Source organism: Geomicrobium sp. JSM 1781026, from assembly GCF_041949955.1.
Taxonomy (GTDB): domain Bacteria; phylum Bacillota; class Bacilli; order Bacillales; family Marinococcaceae; genus Geomicrobium_A.
Genome location: NZ_JBHFQF010000003.1, coordinates 111,931 through 130,287, shown reverse-complemented (window position 1 = coordinate 130,287; position 18,357 = coordinate 111,931). Strand labels below are relative to the sequence as shown.

The following is an 18,357-nucleotide window of genomic DNA, read 5'->3' as shown; positions in this document are numbered from 1 at the left end:
GAAAGGGGGCGTGTGCATGAGTTCTCACGTGATGCATGCCAACATCATCGGTCACTTTAAAGAAATCCCGGATGGACACTTGCATACAGCCATCTACAAAAACCTTGACCGCCGGTTACAACGAACCGTCAGTATAAGTAAGATGGACGACTATATCTTCGAAAAAATGAAGTTTTATCACCCGTTTTGGATTTCGACCATGCAGGTGACGTACGATCGCGGATTATTGCTTCCATTTAAAATTGAAACGGTGTACGCATTCGTTGATGCCGTGTCAGGCTATCGCGACCGTCTGCCCAAAGCGTGGCCCGTTTCAGAAGACACATTCGGCAATGTGCCTGTCGTCGACCGAGTGATCGAAACGAAAGAGGCTGCTCGGCCGTATTTCATCGATCTGCAAAACCGTTGGAGTCGTAGCTATGTCGGGGAACGACCGAAGTATGAGCACCTCTCATTAGAGCTCGCTTACATGCCGATGTGGATGATCTCCCTCCGCTTTCAGACCGAGCACGTCTCGGTTATCATCAATGGCATGACAGGTGTTGGGGAAGAACAGCTCGCCGCCCGGTGGGCAGGGGAAGAATGGCACCGCCTTTAGCGTGCCGCTTCAACGTCCCCGCGCTCGGCTTCATCGCGTTTGCGGTTTTCCATCGTTTTCTTTTGCTCTTCAGTCGACCGTTGTTCATCACGGTCTCGGTTATCAGACGTGTACCAACGATCGTGGCGGAAGAGGTCCCAAATCGCCCGGCCGTTCGTCGGTTGGCCATCTGGCATATACACTGGCAACGCGTCAAACAACACAAAATAAAATGTATAGAACAAAAATGTATTCCAAAGCGTTTCCCCTGGGAGTAGCCCAAACCCGAGCATGATGTTCACCATCACCGCAGCGAGAATATTGCTCAGCATCGGAGACGCATAAATGAGGGCGTGCCAGAACTTATGGTCTGGGCGAATATCATCATAATGGCACCAGCTGAACATGAAGAAATAACGCCTCACTTCAATTGAAGGAAGACTAAACAACTTCGGCCCACAGCCGATAATAATCTTTTTATTCTTCGCGCCGAGCAGCGTCGCCACCAAATAATAGCCACTCTCGCGAATGAGCGAAACAAGAGGCAAAATCACAAAAGCAGAAATCAATAATCGTAACAAATCCAGGAAATCAAACATTGTTTGCGCACCGCCGTATTCTCTATAGAAGTCAAACGCTACTAGTATCCCCGTTATCGCACAAGTTGAAACGCGAAATAGCAGCGTGGCGGTTGTTCTGTATCGTCCAGTGCTCCTGGCCGGGACAGGAGCGAGGAGGCGTGAGCAATGTTGTGCGTCCAGCGCTCCTAGCCGGAACAAAAGCGGGCGAAGCAGGCGGTTTGTTCCGGATAGCGCGTAAGTTTGAGTGCGCAAGACGAGAGGCTTGAAGTGCCTTCTTGCTGTCGGCACCGATGGTGCCGAAGAAAAAGCGAGCTAGTCGTGGAACTAGGGGGTTGGGATTCGGCGCCGCAGGCGCCGACAGGTTGCTAGTCTCTCTGGTTTTCCTAGTGTCTGTTGGGTCTATACGGAACTGCCCAGGCTTAACCGGACAAAACTCTGGGGGATGCGTGGGATTTGGACCGCCTAGCCCTCTTAACCTGACAAAACCGGGCAAGGTGGAGGGCTGTACTGGAAACCGCCGATCTGTCGGTACCGGCGGCTTCCTTAGCCAAAACAAAAAGCTGGGACCGGAAAGATTTCCGGTCCCAGCTTGATTCGATTTAGAGTGCTTTCATGAATTCTTCGGCAACGCGAATGGAGGACTGTGGGTTTTGCCCGGTGACGAGTTTGCCGTCCGTTTGCACGTGCTCAGCCCAATCGTCAGCGACTACGAACGAGGCACCGCGCTCTTTCAGCTTCGTCTCGAGCATGAATGGAACTTGATCTTCTAGCTCAACGCCGCGCTCTTCTGAGTCTGTGAAGCTCGTAACGGTTTTCCCTTGTACGAGGGGTGTTCCGTCTTTTAGCTCCGCATTCACGAGCCCCGCAGGTCCGTGACAGACGGCGCCGATGACTTTATCTGCTTCCGCAAATTCTTGCAGCAACCGCTTCAAGTTCTCATCATCTGGGAAGTCGAACATTGTTCCATGTCCGCCAGGCAAAAAGATTCCAGAATAGTTGTTGCTATTAACGTCGGCGAGCGGGACGGTCTTCGTTAGCTGGTCCGCAATCTCTTTCCAACTTGAAGGAATGCCTTCTTCTCCAAGACTATTCTTGTCGATTGGAGAGTCTGTCCCATTCGGGCTCGCCACTGTAATTTCATATCCGTTTGCTTTTAACGCTTCATAAGGCTCCGCAAATTCGGACAGCCAAATGCCTGCGTGATGTCCGTTATCCATTGTGTGTCCATTTGTTACAACCATGAGTATTTGTGTCAATTGTATCCCTCCGAATATATCACTAAAAGGCGTTTGCCTTGTTAGTCGGCTTATTCCACGTGAACAGGCAGGTTAAACATAAATTGACAGCCAAGTTTTTCCTAGTGAAAATAGAAGGAGAGGAGGTGCGGTTTGTGAAGAAGAAAATCTACGTAACGCGCCAGCTTCCAGATGAAGTGATGGAGCGACTGCACGAACAATTTGAAGTGAAAGTGTGGAACGACCCGGACGAACCCGTACCTCGCAACGTGCTGCTTGAAGAAGTTGCCGATGTGGACGGACTGTTTTGCATGCTTAGTGAGACGATTGATGAAGAAGTCTTCCAGCATGCACCGCAATTGAAGATCGTCGCAAATTTGGCGGTCGGCTACAATAACATTGATATTGACGCAGCGAAAAACCGCAACATTACTGTCACGAACACGCCAGGTGTGTTAACGGAAACGACGGCTGATTTGACGTTTGCCTTGCTCATGGCTACTGCTCGTCGGCTTGTGGAAACGTCAGAAATCGTGCGGAACGGCGAGTGGGGGGCGTGGGCACCGATGCACTTCACTGGTCAAGACATTCATGGCAAAACGCTTGGTATTGTTGGTCTTGGGCGCATTGGCGAGGCGGTCGCAAAGCGGGCGATCGGTTTTGATATGAACATTCTTTACCACAATCGTTCCAGAAATGAACAAGCCGAGGCCCGAATCGGCGCGAAATATAGCGAGATGGACGATCTGCTCCAACGAGCGGACTACATTGTTCTTCTTTTGCCATATAGTACTAGTAATCATCACTTGATTGGAAAACGAGAAATTGATTTAATGAAAGAAGATGCAATTGTTATTAATACTTCTCGCGGCGGACTAGTCGATGAAGATGCGTTGTATGAAGCGCTCGAGCAACGAAAGATTTGGGGAGCAGGTCTCGATGTGTTCGAACAAGAACCATTGCCTAAAGACGATCGATTGCTCACGTCCAAGTACGTGACCGTATCCCCGCATATCGGCAGCGCCAGCATCGCAACACGTCTTCAAATGTGCCATCTCGTTTGCGACAATCTAATTCACGTGTTGAGTGGAGACGAGCCACTCACACCCGTGACATAACAGGAAGGTAGAAAAGTAGAAATGGATTACCATTTAAATGACAAGTTCAAGATTTTCAGCTTAAACTCGAATCAAGCACTTACTGAAGAGATCGTCAAACATTTAGGTTGTGAACTTGGCCGCAGCTCGGTCAAACGATTCAGCGACGGTGAAATCCAAATCTCCATTGAAGAGAGCGTACGCGGTTGTGAAGTATACGTCGTACAGTCCACCTCGTATCCAGGCAACGAGAACATCATGGAACTGCTTATCATGGTTGACGCCTTAAAACGTGCGTCAGCAAAACGCATCAACGTCGTGATGCCGTATTACGGCTATGCCCGACAAGACCGCAAAGCCCGTTCACGTGAGCCAATCACAGCCAAACTGATTGCAAACTTGTTAGAGACTGCAGGTGTCACACGTGTCATTACGATGGACTTGCACGCCCCGCAGATTCAAGGATTTTTTGACATGCCCGTCGATCAATTGCAAGGCGTTCCGATTCTCTCCGATTATTTTGCCAACAAGGGGCTACAAGATATCGTCGTCGTCGCTCCGGACAACGGAGGCGTCGTGCGGGCGCGCAAGATGGCAGAAGCCCTCGATGCGCCAATCGCCTTCATTGATAAACGCCGTCCAAAGCCAAACGTAGCAGAAGTGATGAACATCGTCGGTGAGTTCAAAGGCCGAACCGCTATCATCATTGACGACCTGATCGATACAGCAGGGACGATCACACTCGCTGCCAATGCGCTCATCGAAAACGGCGCGACGAGCGTGTATGCATGCTGTACACACCCCGTCCTTTCCGGTCCGGCAATCAGCCGTATCGAAGGATCGCCAATCAAAGAACTTGTCATTACAAATACAATCGAACTAGACGAAGACAAACAGAGCGACAAAATCACCAGCCTGTCCATTGCCCCACTCGTCGCTGATGCCATCAACCGAGTGCACAATGAAGTGTCTGTCAGTACGCTGTTCGATTGATCGGGGAACCCGCTGTGCATGTGCACAGCGGGTTTTTTTGGCGTGCGGGGTGGGCTCGGTTTGTCGAAAGTGTGTACTCGGGTGTCGGTTATGTGCACTTTCGTGTCGAAAGCGTGCACTCTCGTGTCGAATATGTGCACTCTCGTGTCGAAAGTGTGCACTTCTGTGTCGAAAGTGTGCACTCAGGTGTCGAAAACGTGCACATCGGTGTCAAATATGTGCACTCTCGTGTCGAAAACGTGCACATGCATTTATACGTAGAGATCGTGCGCACCCCGAGCCAAGACCGTGTGCCCCATTTCGAAAACGAGCACTTGCATCTGTACCAGGTGGTTTGTGCAGGCTACGTAGAGCAAGGAGCCACTCCGGATAGAGCATGGCTTTGGATTCGCAAGATGAGAAGCTGGAAGTGCTATTTTGCTGTCGGCACCGGTGGTGCCGAAGAAAAAGCGAGCGAATTGAGGCTCCTGGGGTTGGCTTCGGCGCCGTAGGCGCCGACATGTTGCTAGTCTTTCGGATTTTCATAGCGTCTGTTGCGTCTATGCGGAACTGCTTAGGGTTAGCCGGACAGAAACTGGGTGGTGCGAGCAATTGTGTCCGCACAGCGTCCCTAGCCGGACAGAAACCGGGCGATGCGTTCATTTGTGTCCGAAGAGCGCCCCTAGCCGGACAAAAACACGGCGATGCGAGCAATTGTGACTGGAGAACGCATCTAGCCGGACAAAATCAAGGCGACGCGAGCGATTTAGTCCGTGCAGCGCACGTAGCCGTGCACGTGCACTCTCATGTCGAAAGCGTGCGCATGCACAGCGGTTTGTTGCACGTACGGGGTTGGTGGTAGGAGTCGGGTTTGTCCCCGCTCAGTTTCTCGAAAGCGTGCGCACGCACAGCGGTTCCTTTGCACGTATGGGGAGAGAGGCAGGTTTTGCCCCCGCCCCCGCAGCACAAACCTGTCGACTCAGCCGTTTCGCTTGTGTCCCCTTTTACCCAGTAGTAGAATGGTAGGAGTACATATTTGGAGGGGTAATTATGAGAAAATTTACGCAACGTATCGTCGGTGGAGCGGTCGTTCTTTCGCTCGCGGGCGCACTGGCTGCTTGTACGGATGACAGTGACGTTGAGCCGGAAGATGTGCCGGCAGGCGATGATGAAGGGGAAGAGGCCGCGGCAGATGGCGGCAATATTGTCATCGCAGTAGATTCGGACGTGGTCGACTTGGATCCTCACGGGTCGAATGATACGTCGTCTACGCATGTGAGAACGAACATTTATGAAGGCTTGGTTGAGCACGATGCCGATATGGAGTTGCAACCGGCGCTGGCAGAAGATTGGGAACAGATTGACGAGTATACGTGGGAGTTCTACTTAACAGAGGATGTGGAATTTACGGATGGGACGCCATTTAATGCGGATGCGGTCATCGCGACGCTCGAGCGGGTGACGGATCCAGAAGAGGCGTCACCGCGTGCGTTTATGTATGACATGATTGAAGAAGTTAACGCGCTCGATGATTATACAGTGGAGATTGTGACGGAATATCCGTTTGCGCCATTGCTTGCGCACCTTGCTCATGATGGAGGTGGGATGATTAGTCCAACGGCGATTGAGGCAGAAGCGGCGGGAGACCATAACTTGGATATTGATCCGGTGGGTACAGGGCCGTTTGAGTTGGACAATTGGTCGCAAGGAAATGAAGTTGTGCTAACACGAAATGAAGATTACTGGCGCGGCCCGGTCGCGTTGGATTCAGCGACGTACCGCATTGTTGAAGAGCAATCAACGCGGATTGCGATGCTAGATCAAGGGGAAGCCCATGTAGTGAACAGCATCGAACCGGCGAATACGAGCCAGGTAGAAAATAGTGAAAATGGAGACATTGCGTCTGTGGAAAGTTTGCGGATGGACTATCTCGGTTTTAACAACACGGCGGAACCGTTTGATGATCCTGACGTGAGGCGCGCGCTGTCGATGGCGGTGAACAAGGCGGAGATCGTAGAAGGAATTTTTGAAGGATTCGGGTTGGAAGCGATCGGCCCCGTGAACTATCAAGTGTTTGGGTTTAGTGATGACATTGATCCGATAGAGTATGATGTGGACGCGGCGGAGGAGCTGCTCGCGGATGCCGGCTACGAAGATGGCTTTGAAGCGGAACTGCTCGTTGAGTCAGGCAATTCAATTAATATGCAAATGGCAGAAGTCATTCAAGATCAGCTCTCTGAGATTGGTGTGTCGGTGTCAATTCAGCTCATTGAGTGGGCAGCGCTATTGGATGCAACAGATGAGGCGAACTATGAAATGGTGCTTCTTGGTTGGACGACAGTGACGGGTGATGCGGATTACGGTACGTATGCGCTCTTCCACACGGACAGTCACGGACCTCCGGGCAACAATACGTTCTATACGAATGAAGAGGTCGATCAATTGCTTGATGATGCAAGACGGGAAACGGATGATGATGCGCGAATTGACATGTACCGCGAAGTCGCCCAACACGTGAACGATGATGCGCCGATGTTGCCGATTGTGCACGATGAGTTCCGCATCGGTATTTCCCATGATGTAGAAGGGTTTATTCAATTGCCGCACGGGGTGTATGACCTTCGTGAAACGACGATTTCCGGCGAGGCGTCTGGCGGATACTAAAGATGAGTCGAGAGTGTGATGGTGGCGCGCTCTCATTTTGCACAACCTGAGGGGGAAGAGCGGATCTTCTCTCTTTTTTGTTGAAAATGTGGATAATTCCGTGAATATGTGAATAATTCTTACAACCTCTTGCAGGATTATCCACAACCTACGGCGAAACTGAAGAATAACGGATTGAAAGGATTGAGGACATGTATTTATCACCGAAAGAGCTCATCGAGATCCCGCAGTACCCGAATGTAGCGTTAAGTGGGGATGGGAGAAACGTGGCATTTGAAGAGCGGACGACCGACTGGAAAAAGAATGAATACCGGCGTCACGTGCGTGTATATAACCGTGAAACGAATCTGAGCACGCCGATGACGATTGGCAACACCGATAGCCGAGCACCGCGTTGGTCTCCTGACGATGCTGCGGTGGCGTATTTATCGCCTATAGATGGGAAAGACCAAATATTTATCCAGAAACTTTCATCAACGGGAACGGTTCAGCACACGTCCGCAGATGAGGGTGTAGAGCAATATGAATGGGCAACAGACGGAAACGGGATCTATTACGTTAGCAAACGCCCGTTATCCAAAACCGAGAAAGAGCGCAACGATACATATGGCGTTTACACCTATCAAGATGAGGACTTTCGCTATCATGAACTCTATTATCAATCGCTTGATGGCGATGCGGTTCCGCTGCTGCAAGGGTTGAACGTTCACATCCACTCCTTCGCGGTGTCGGGCGCGCGGCTTGTAATCAGTGCGGCTCCGACGCCTCGGGTTGTGGACGGGGTTCACCAGGCTGTGCGGATGTATGACTTTGGAACCGAACGCTGGGAGACGCTCGTCGAGGATTGCACGGGCAACGCGCGCCTGTCACCGGACGGGAGCAAAGTATGTTATACACACTTTCGGGACACGAATCGGCATACGAGCAACAATCAGCTCGCGGTTTATGATATGAGTTCGAAAACGTCAAAAACCCTCGATGTACCGATCGATGAGCACGTCACGCCAGTTAATTGGACATCACGCGGCATGTTCATCCAGTGGGCGGAGCGAACGAAGCTGTGCATCGGGTTTGTTGATGAGGCAGGACGTGTTGAACCGATGCACGCCGGCAGCGATGGCGTCGTTATGCTCGCTTCGACAAATGGTGAGTCAATCGCCTATACACGGGCAACGTCGACCGAACCGTATGACATCTACATAGACGACCAGCGGGTGACGAATAACAGCACGCACTTTACCGACAAACAGCTCGTCCAAAAAGAAATCATCACGTGGACGACCGCCGGTGGCGAAGAAATTGAAGGCATACTTTCTAAGCCCGCCGATTGGGATCACAGCAAAACCTACCCGCTCATCGTCGCCGTACACGGTGGCCCAGCCGGGACCTCCTTCGCGTTACAAGGAGTCAACCGTTACCAACCAATCGAATCCTTTATTGAAGAAGGCTTTCTCGTACTTGAACCCAATTATCGTGGCAGTGCCGGATACGGAGAATCTTTCCGAGGAGCCAACGTTAAAAACCTCGGAATTGGGGACTACGAAGACGTGATATCGGGAATCGATCTGCTCGGCGAACAAGGAATGATTGATCCCGAAAACGTCGGCATTATCGGGTGGAGTCAAGGCGGATACATTGCCGCATTCTGTGCGACGTATAGCGACCGATTCAAAGCCGCATCCGTTGGGGCAGGAGTAACAAATTGGTACACGTACTATACGAATACCGACATCACGTCATTCACGCCGCAATACTTAGCGAACGATCCGTGGATTGATCCTGACATCTATGCCCGGACCTCGCCCATGACCTACGTCCGAAACGGAGCTCCACCAACGCTCATCCAACACGGAGAAGCCGACGTGCGCGTACCCGTTGCCAACGCTTACGAACTGTATCGTGGCTTAAAAGACACCGGCCAAGAAGTAAAAATGGTGATCTTCAAACAGATGCCCCACGGAGCAACCAAACCCGGACAAAGCCTCGCCATTATGGAACAGAATATCGAGTGGTTTCGGGAGAAGATGGGTAAATAACGCATCTATAATAGAAAGAACTTTTATCATGGTTATAATGGATCAAAAAGTAAAAGTTTTGATAATTTGCTGACATAATGACAAACATCATGGTACTCTACTGCCTGTAATCCTAGGAAAGGAGATCTAAAGTATGAGTAACAGAATGAAGCAATTTTCCATTATGGTGTTTTCTGCAATGATGTTGACTGCATGTACCGGTGACAGTACGGAAGAAGTCGAAGAAAATTTGCAGCCAGATACATCAGCTAGTGACGATGCTAGCAACGAGCAGATTCCATCTTTTGAAATGGAGAAAGATTCAATCATTCAATTGGATCCTGGTTTTCTAACAGTAGAGTACTTATCTCCTAAAGAATATGAAGTTGATAATTATGAACAAACTGAGCAAGAAATTTTACAAGAATTTCGTTCTTTGATGGAAGAGCAGTCTGATGATTTAAGTGCTCAGGAATGGCTTGATTTTATCGTCCATACTCTTGGGGCAGATTATGAAGAGCCGATTTCGAGGATTGATGATTATGAGTTCATTTTCGAAGAGCTGACCTTGCCAGACGGGAGGCCGATTCAAGATTTAGAGGATGAAGAAATCCAAGAAGAAATGGAGAAAGAAGTGAATGTAGCCATCCTTCTTGATTCAAGCGGCAGTATGGCTGCTGAAGTTGAAGGCGGTCAAAAAATGGATTTAGCGAAAGATGCGATTGCATATTTCGTGCAGCATATCCCTGAAGAAGTCAACGTAATGGTGCAGGCGTACGGACATTTGGGTGATAATACAAATGATGGGAAACAAGAATCATGTGAAGGTATTGAGAATGTTTATCCTCTTTCGCCAATAGAGCCGACTGAATTTTATGAAGCAGTTGATCCAATTGAGCCGACAGGCTGGACGCCGTTGGCGGATGCAATTGAAGCGGCAAAAGAAGATTTAATTGATGAAGCGGATGAAAATTCGATTAACTTTATTTACGTAATCAGTGATGGCATTGAAACGTGTGACGGCGACCCAGTAGCGGTTGCAGAGACATTACCAGATGCAGGTATTGACTTTGAAGTGAATATCTTAGGGTTTGATATTGCCGACGACGAACATGAGCAATTACAAGAGATTGCAAATGTAAGTGATGGTGAATACTCCTCGGTCTATACCGGACAAGAACTTGATGAAGAGATCACAAATTCTTGGCTGGATAATCTCAGTGACTTTGCTTGGATTATCTGGGCAAGAGATGGCATCAACGAATCAATAGCTGATTCAATGGATATGACTGATGAGGTTAGAGAGTTGCGTGATGATGCCAATGAAGTTCGGAATCAAGAAAGAGGCAGGATCGATGAAGCTGTACAAATGCTCAATGACGAAAGGTTAGAAGCGGATACATCCAATGAGTTGCGCCGTTTAATACAAGACCGGTTATCAATTGTCAATGAAGCCATTGACGAATCTTATTCTGAAAAACGAACAAACATAACAGAGACTAGGAACGAGATTTCGGACATTTTACGAACAATCCGGAACGAGAACGTTGATGATTTATAATGTAAAGTAAAGGAAAAGTCATGGCGTTTTAAGCGCTATGATTTTTTCTTTATAAAAATGTAATCGCATAAATGGAAAATGAGACTTTAGAATCTTATCCAACCATTCACTAAAAATTGTGTGCTACAGTGCAGGTACATTTTCATTAGTTCTAAGTCCTTCAATATTGAAGGTGTGAGAGTTTGTTCAGTCTTTGTCTGTGATATTTGTAATAGTGTAATGTCTTGAGATCTATATAATATCGTAGGTTCATTTGAATTTTATGTCGGATATGGTACTTTACTATACTGTAAGGCTTTTTTCTAAAGGTGCTGAGTGCATAAATCAATTGGTGACTTTGATTTGCCTAAATGTAAGAGAAGAAGTTAAGGAATAGTTGGTGAAGGAATGATTATTAACCTTCGAAATCAGAATCGGTTGGCTTCCAAAGTTCATATTGCGGATAAAAGTTGGAGCAGAACTAGGGGGTTATTAGGTCAAAAGGTTTTAACCGATGATTCGGCATTAGTGCTCTATCCATGCAATCAAATCCACACATACTTCATGCGTTTTACAATTGATTGTTTGTTTGTGGCTTTAGATTCAAGTGACCGCTTTGAAGTCGTCTATTGTATTCACAATCTTAAGCCTTGGAAGATGATTCGGAAAGTTAATGGTGCAAATGCTGTTATTGAATTGCCGGAGGGAATGCTTGCAAAAACAGACACAAATATTAATGATTACATCCAAATTAAAGGATTGAAAAGGAAGGTAGATGTGGAATGAACAAAACAATTACTGCAGCTATACTTGGCTTTACATTGGTACTGGCAGGATGTGGTGCATCTGGGACCGCAGATGAACTCGTTGATTATGTAAATGAAGACTTACAAGCATTCGCTCAATTAGAGGAAGAGTTTGGAACGATGATTAATAACTTTGGCACATCGATGAATAGTGCAACAGAGGATGAGATTATTCAAGCGCTAAATGAAGAAGCTTTACCTGCACTTGAAGAGAAAAGGGAGTTTGTGCAGTCTATTGAGCTTGAATATGAAGATGTTCAACAATTGAATGCGCTTTTGATTGACGCGGTAGAACATAAATACGATGCAATGCAAATAGAAATTGAGGGGTTAGAGCAGGGAGATCAAGATTTGCTGACAGAAAGCGGGGAGCTGTTGGAAGCATCAGACAATTTGAAGTTGGAATTTAACGCAATGTTGGAAGATGTTGCTGATCAGCACAATGTAGAACTTGGTGATGAATGATTATCCCAATCGGGTACCTTTTTTTATCTTAATAAAAATGAAAAGTGAAACCTCTAAAATGAGTAAAAAGAGCGATGTTCATTGGTGATTATTGCTATATCAATAAAAAAAGCACTAATTAATATGACGAAACTCACTATTTAAGCAAATGTAAGCTACTAAGAAAGAAGGGTCAATATAGCATATATGCTATATTGACGTATAAAAATTCGAAGCACTCAGCTAATCTATGAAATGTGTATTATAATTAGCAATATGTTTCAAGAAAAATGGGTATAGATGGAATATTATTTATTTTTTATAGGATGATCATGAAACTTTAGGTCGGTGCTCTTAACAACTATAGAATAAATAAGGAAGGTGGGTTGAAATGAGGGTAAGTCGTTCCCATGTTCAGCCGCAACAGGTAAAAGGACTGGTCGGCGGGATGATGAATAGAGGAAAGGATATATTCCTTATATCACTTCCAGGAAATATAATTTTATTAACTATATTCGTGACCTTATTGTTTATTGGTTTTGAACTCGCCTATGTAAATGGTTTTGATAGCGTAACATTGAATACGTTGCGACTGGTCAATAACACGATACTTGTTGCGATTATAAGTGTGCATGTCTTCTATCTGTTTATTTATAATCAGGAAAGTGCTACGTATTGGCAGCAAGTACGCATCGGATTATTAAAAACGCTAAAAGTTATACCTGTTATTATTGCTGCAACAATAGTTTATGCCGTCTTTACTTCAGCTGGTCTAGCACTTTTAATAATACCGGGGATACTGCTATATGCATATTTAGGTATTTATGCACAAGTGATTGCCTTTGAGGGAAAGGGTGCATTATCTTCACTTATACGAAGCCGAGATTTAGTAAAGGGCTCATTTTGGAAAGTAACAGGTCTTTTGCTAAGTGTATTACTATTATCAAATTTCATAACATTGGTTTTTGAACTGGTTGCACGAATGTTAACTGCGACTTATCCGCTTTGGCTAGATATTATCGTATATATATTATCCTTCCTGGTCATCATGCCGTTTGTAGCAGGATTTTATGCACTTCTTTATTTTGATCTTCGATCCAGACAAGAAGCGTTTGATTACAAAACGTTTAATATTGAACGTAAGAAAATCTTTGCATAGTCGCATATTGTACATCAGGAGGACGTGAATATGCTTGCGAAAATTAGTTGGCGCTTCATTCTTATCTTGTTAAGCGGTGGTGCCATAGCATTCTTTACCTACCAATACTTGGATTCATTACAACAAACGGAAACCATTATTGTTGCAGAAGGAGATATTCCAGAACAAACCGAAATTACTGAAGAAATGTTAACGACGATTACAGTTGAGGCACAATCTGCTGATCTTCTAATCTCAGATCGAGTAGTAGAAATTGATCAAATTGTGGGAGCCATTACTCGTGAGGATATTAGCGAGGGACAGCCGATGCAGATGGACCCTGAGATGATTGTATTTCAGGAACAAAGAGCTGAGTTTATGACAGATGATGGTCGAATTGATCGCTCCAGTTTCATCCCTGATGAAATACGTTTATATACGCTAGCTCTTGAACCGCATGCTTCCGTTGATAATAGTTTGGAGAGCGGTGACTATGTAGATGTACTTTTTACGGGTGAAGAGCAAGAAACGGGCCAATCATATTCCAGGATGATCATTCAATATGCAGAAGTCTATGAAGTTGAATCTTTCGACGAGAGTGCATTAGGGAACCTGGCAAAAGACAGTATGGTACAACATATCACATTAATGGTTTCGCCACAGGAATCTGTCGCTTTAGCAAATGCTAAGTCAGCCGGAGAGTTATCCCTTGTTCTTAACTCATCACAGGGGGAGCAAGAGGACGTGGATATCATCTATGAGTCAACGATGGAAAACTAGCACGGAGTAAGGAGTCAAGAGCATGGATACAGATTTCATACCGGGCAGAAAAAATAGCAGCCAGCAGCTGAATGTTGCAATTATTCATGGGGATCGAAGCTACCGTGAAGATCTTATAGAATACTATAAATCAAGCGATGATGTCATTAAGGTTGCTTATACAGGTGGTAATCTCCAAGAATTGTTTGAGCAGTATGGTCACAATACTATCGATGTTCTATTACTCGAAGAGAAGCAAACACATGATGATGAAGCTTGGTACAGTCGTGTGCTAAACCTCGATTTAAACAAAGTAATTATTATTACGGAGAACTTGAGTTTATTAAAAGAGACAGAATTAATTCAAGAAAATGTTGATATCGTCTATAAGTATACACCGGTCGGTACGTATACACAGAAGATTCTATCTTTTATTCCTAAAGGTAAAGATAAGGATATCTTTACAAATGTAAACCCTGCGGTTAAAGAACAAAATGAGCAAACAATTGCATTATTTTATTCTCCTAAAGGTGGGGTTGGAACGACAACGATTGCGGTTAACACAGCGGCTCAATTGGCATTAAAAGAAAAGAAGGTATTACTAGTTGATTTTGCATTGTTTGGACATGTTTCTGTATCTTTTAATCTGCCCCAGCGCGCAAAGGGATTGTCTGAAGTAATCAGTTATCTGGAACAAGGCCGGCAAAACCAAGATGAACTTCAAGGGGTTGTAAAACAATCAATAGAAACCGTGTCAATTCAAGGGAAGAAACTTGATATCTTGAATGCAGGATCACCTCTAAAGATGACGTCTTTAACATTAGAACAAACGGATAAAGTACTGAAAACACTGCAAAGTTTAGACTACGATACGATTGTGATTGATACTTCAACAGACTTGTCAGAACGAAATATATCTCTGATGAGTGTAGCAACTGAATTGTTTTTTGTATCAACAACTGACGTGTCGGCAAATTGGTCAATGCTATCGACAGTTGACATTATTAGGAAACTAAACCGACCAATGCAAAATCGTCACCTGGTTATAAACGCATATCACGATTCAATCGGTTTTCCGATTTCGGAATTAGAATCAATGCTATCGATGAAAGTATCAGTCGTTATTCCGCATAAGTATGAGCAAATTCAGGGATATTCGAATCGTGGAATCGTACTAGCTGAGAAGCCGGTACTCAAAATTAACCGCTACTACCGCAGTATTGCCAATATGATTGATCCCTTATTTGGAAAAAAAGAAGTTGCCAAGCGTAATGGATTACGAAAAGGAGTGCTCTCCTAATGGGAATCGAACAGGCAATTAAAAGAAAACAAAGGGAAAGCGAAGGATACAATGACGAATTATGGTCTCCGGAACTCGACAAACAAGTCGATGAGTTAAAGAAATCGGTACGTGAAGATATCGTAAAGCAAGGAAATAAAGACCAAAAGCTGCTTTCCAATAATGATCAGCTAAGAGCATCAGTATGGCAGTCATTAGAACAGCAAGAGAACATGCACTATCAAGACTTACTTCTTACTTCAGAAGATCGGCGCGTTCTCACAGAGGAAATTATGCAGCAGCTTATCGGATATGGCATTATTGATCCACTCGTTCATCGGGACGACATAACTGAAATTATGATTAACGGCACAGATGACATTTTTGTGGAGCAAGGTGGAAGATTAAAGTACGCCATTGATGAAGAAGGGGAACGAATACGATTTAAATCTGAAAACGACTTGATGACGATTATTGAGAAAATCGTTGCCCCGATTAATCGCAAAGTAGATGAATCCAATCCGATCGTAGATGCGCGGCTGCCCGATGGTTCTCGTGTAAACGTCGTTATTCGCCCGATTTCATTAGGTGGACCTATTGTGACAATTCGAAAGTTCCCTAGCAATCCATTTTCAATGGAGAAGCTTGTAGAGTTCGGTGCTTTAGAGCCATATGTGGCTGTCTGGCTTGAGAAGCTAGTAAGAGCCAAATATAACATCGTCATCTCTGGTGGTACCGGTTCTGGTAAGACAACATTTCTCAACGCGCTAAGTATGTATATCCCTGACGGTGAGCGGATTATTACTGTAGAAGATTCTGCAGAACTAAAAGTAACACATATTGATAACTTGGTCAGTTTAGAGACCCGCCCTGCCAACGTTGAAGGTAAAGGCGAGATTGCCATGAGAGACCTTGTACGTACCGCACTCCGTATGAGACCAGACCGAATTGTAGTCGGCGAGGTTCGAAGTGGTGAAGCGTTAGATATGCTGCAAGCGATGAATACAGGACATGATGGATCATTAACTACTGGGCATGCCAACTCCGCAATTGATATGCTCTCTAGGCTTGAAACAATGGTGTTAATGTCTGGATTGGATTTGCCAATTCCCGCAATTCGTCGGCAAATTTCATCCTCAATTGAACTCATTGTACAGCTTGGACGCTTGAGAGACGGATCACGTCGTGTTTTGCAAATCTCCGAAATACTAGATTATGAGGATGGGGAGATTCAATACCGTGATTTGTTTAAATTCAATATATCATCTGTAGACAGTACACCCGAGAAAGTTGTCGGTAAGCTGGAGCCGACCAATGAAATAATGCAACAAATAGAGAAATGGCAAGCGGCTGGGTTCGGTGAGCAGCCGCTGGATCCGATTTATATGAAAGAGTATGTATAAGGAGAGAAGTTGAATGTTTCTTACGTATCTTTTCATACTCGTCTGCTTGTTTATTCTCATTAGAGCCGTGATTGAGTTAAGCCAAATTATAGTTTACGGAACAGTTCCTAAAAAACAAGTGCTGACAAGAGCGTTTGAGAGGTTGGAAGGTAAAAAGCGATCTGTATACAGTGTTGAAAAGAGAAGGAAAGATCCTTTTAATACGAATACTGTGAAATATATTCAAGCGGCTTTGGTAAGTTTAGTTATGTTTTTAATTGGCTTTATTGTGCTTCGTAGCACTGTATTTGCTTTTATGATTGCATTGCTTGGCTTGCTTTATCCAAGGTTAAAAACAAAACGTGATGAACGTAAGAGAAACGACCTCATGTTGATGCAATTTCGTGAAGCGATATTGTCATTGGCCAGCTCCTTAAAAGCAGGATCTTCACTGCAAATAGCTTTTAAACGCTGCGAACGTGATATGGCACGTGAGTTACAGCTGCAAAAGGACAAACCTATGTTAGATGCTCTTGAGAAGATCAATCGAGATGTTCAATTAGGAACCCCTATAGAACAAGTGTTGATTGACTTTAAAAACTCGTATCCCATTGAAGATCTGAATCAGTTCGTAGATGCCATTATCATGACAAGGAGTAAAGGGGGAAACTTGGCAGATGTTATTCAAAACACTGCAGTCTCAATCTCCGATAAGATCATGATTCATCAAGAAATAAAGCTTGCGACAACACAGAAAAAAATGGAAGCCAATATCTTAACTTTTATGCCTGTTATGCTTCTCGTTGTTTTGCTAGTTTTGAACCCGGATTATATGCAGCCAATGTATGAGACGACATTTGGGACATTATTATTGTTCCTGGCTGTACTGATGTTAATTGTTAATTTCTTTATCGGGCGTAAAATCACCCATATTGATGTATAGAGGGGGGAGGCAGTATGCCGTATATAATCTCAGGTTTAATGTTTATATTTATAAGTCTACTGTTAATCCCTTCGAAGTGGCTGGAAGCAAATACTATAAAAAAGAGAATGGTAACAGCGCCTAAAGTGATCAGCGGAAAAAAGAAGTTGTCTATTCGACGTTTCACCCCCCTTGTAATTAATATTATGAGCCTTCTTAACATTAGGATTTCTGTAGAACGTAGAGAAGAAATGGAAAGTCAGATTCAAATGGCAGATAAAGATGAAACAATGCAAGTCGAGGATCTTATGGCTATGAAAGCAATAGCGGCAGTTGCTGTCTTCGGTTACTTCTTCTTTTTAGGATTAATGGATGGATCGATCTTTGTTATATTGCTTGCAGTAATAATGGCTGTCATTGGGTATTTGCTACCTCAGCAGTGGCTCAAGATTAAAGGTCGTAAAAGAAAAGAGCAGATTCGTAAGGAGCTTCCATATGCGTTGAATGCAATAGCAATTATGAGTGAAGCGGGTATGAATTTAGTTCCATCATTGAAAGAATTAGCTGACAAACAAGACGGTGTACTTTCTAGGGAGTTAAAGAAAGTCACACATGACGTGTCGATTGGGGAGTCCCAAATTCGGGCTCTTGAACAAATGGCTGACCGCTGCCAAGTGGAGGAAGTGAATCGATTTGTTTCCGCATTGTCCCAAAATATTGAAAGAGGTTCGGCAGGAATTACTGCGGTGATTCGTCAACAAGCAAAGGAAGTTTGGGAAGCGAGGAAGAAGAATGCGCAAGAGTTGGGAGAAAAGGCATCGATGAAACTATTTTTCCCATTGTTGCTTTTGGCGCTACCTGCAACGGTAATCTTTATATTAGGACCAGCAATATTAAGTATTGCAGATTTCATTCTGTCACATTGATTGCCAATAAAGGGGAAGTC

Annotated in this window: 16 protein-coding genes; 14 read left to right on the top strand and 2 right to left on the bottom strand. The window is 45.0% G+C overall.

Translation table 11 applies throughout. From position 1 onward, the window contains the following. Window positions 1-16: 16 nt before the first annotated feature. Complete coding sequence (locus ACE1TF_RS05940) at window positions 17-598, top strand: hypothetical protein (protein ID WP_375015135.1); 582 nt, start codon at window positions 17-19, stop codon at window positions 596-598. Here ACE1TF_RS05940 and ACE1TF_RS05935 read toward each other — a convergent pair. Then, entirely contained in the window at window positions 595-1,176 is a 582-nt protein-coding gene (locus tag ACE1TF_RS05935) for a hypothetical protein (protein ID WP_375015133.1), read from the bottom strand. The genes ACE1TF_RS05940 and ACE1TF_RS05935 overlap by 4 nt on opposite strands. A gap of 581 nt (window positions 1,177-1,757) precedes the next feature. Continuing rightward, window positions 1,758-2,420: a type 1 glutamine amidotransferase domain-containing protein gene (locus ACE1TF_RS05930; protein WP_375015665.1), complete on the bottom strand. Its 663-nt coding sequence runs from the start codon at window positions 2,418-2,420 to the stop codon at window positions 1,758-1,760. Window positions 2,421-2,548: 128 nt separating this feature from the next. Here ACE1TF_RS05930 and ACE1TF_RS05925 point away from each other — a divergent pair, with 128 nt between their 5' ends. From ACE1TF_RS05925 to ACE1TF_RS05865, 13 genes are all read left to right on the top strand, one after another. Then, entirely contained in the window at window positions 2,549-3,511 is a 963-nt protein-coding gene (locus tag ACE1TF_RS05925) for a 2-hydroxyacid dehydrogenase (RefSeq protein ID WP_375015131.1), read from the top strand. Between the two features lie 21 nt (window positions 3,512-3,532). Further along, a complete protein-coding gene (locus tag ACE1TF_RS05920; protein WP_375015129.1) occupies window positions 3,533-4,483 on the top strand; it encodes a ribose-phosphate diphosphokinase in 951 nt (316 codons plus the stop codon). Between the two features lie 1,029 nt (window positions 4,484-5,512). Continuing rightward, window positions 5,513-7,126, top strand: coding sequence for a glutathione ABC transporter substrate-binding protein (locus ACE1TF_RS05915; RefSeq protein ID WP_375015127.1), 1,614 nt, complete (start codon window positions 5,513-5,515; stop codon window positions 7,124-7,126). A 191-nt stretch (window positions 7,127-7,317) separates the two neighbouring features. Further along, on the top strand, window positions 7,318-9,162 hold the full coding sequence (locus ACE1TF_RS05910; RefSeq protein WP_375015125.1) for a S9 family peptidase: 1,845 nt from the start codon (window positions 7,318-7,320) through the stop codon (window positions 9,160-9,162). A 133-nt stretch (window positions 9,163-9,295) separates the two neighbouring features. Continuing rightward, window positions 9,296-10,702 (top strand): VWA domain-containing protein, encoded by a 1,407-nt coding sequence (locus ACE1TF_RS05905; RefSeq protein WP_375015123.1) that lies wholly within the window; start codon window positions 9,296-9,298, stop codon window positions 10,700-10,702. Between the two features lie 387 nt (window positions 10,703-11,089). After that, window positions 11,090-11,467, top strand: a complete 378-nt coding sequence (locus ACE1TF_RS05900) for a DUF192 domain-containing protein (protein ID WP_375015121.1) — start codon at window positions 11,090-11,092, stop codon at window positions 11,465-11,467. Next, a complete protein-coding gene (locus ACE1TF_RS05895) occupies window positions 11,464-11,952 on the top strand; it encodes a hypothetical protein (RefSeq protein ID WP_375015119.1) in 489 nt (162 codons plus the stop codon). The genes ACE1TF_RS05900 and ACE1TF_RS05895 overlap by 4 nt, the downstream gene beginning before the upstream one ends. A gap of 370 nt (window positions 11,953-12,322) precedes the next feature. Continuing rightward, window positions 12,323-13,090 (top strand): hypothetical protein, encoded by a 768-nt coding sequence (locus tag ACE1TF_RS05890; protein WP_375015117.1) that lies wholly within the window; start codon window positions 12,323-12,325, stop codon window positions 13,088-13,090. Window positions 13,091-13,120: 30 nt separating this feature from the next. Then, entirely contained in the window at window positions 13,121-13,849 is a 729-nt protein-coding gene (gene cpaB, locus ACE1TF_RS05885) for a Flp pilus assembly protein CpaB (protein ID WP_375015115.1), read from the top strand. Window positions 13,850-13,871: 22 nt separating this feature from the next. Continuing rightward, window positions 13,872-15,128 carry a CpaE/TadZ family protein gene (locus tag ACE1TF_RS05880; RefSeq protein WP_375015113.1) on the top strand — a complete coding sequence of 419 codons (1,257 nt, stop codon included), beginning with the start codon at window positions 13,872-13,874 and terminating at the stop codon, window positions 15,126-15,128. Beyond that, window positions 15,128-16,510, top strand: a complete 1,383-nt coding sequence (locus ACE1TF_RS05875; protein ID WP_375015111.1) for a TadA family conjugal transfer-associated ATPase — start codon at window positions 15,128-15,130, stop codon at window positions 16,508-16,510. The genes ACE1TF_RS05880 and ACE1TF_RS05875 overlap by 1 nt, the downstream gene beginning before the upstream one ends. Window positions 16,511-16,523: 13 nt before the next feature. Then, the gene (locus tag ACE1TF_RS05870; RefSeq protein WP_375015109.1) at window positions 16,524-17,432 is read left to right on the top strand and encodes a type II secretion system F family protein; all 909 of its coding nucleotides are present in this window, start codon (window positions 16,524-16,526) and stop codon (window positions 17,430-17,432) included. Between the two features lie 14 nt (window positions 17,433-17,446). Then, entirely contained in the window at window positions 17,447-18,337 is an 891-nt protein-coding gene (locus tag ACE1TF_RS05865; protein ID WP_375015106.1) for a type II secretion system F family protein, read from the top strand. Window positions 18,338-18,357: the final 20 nt, after the last annotated feature.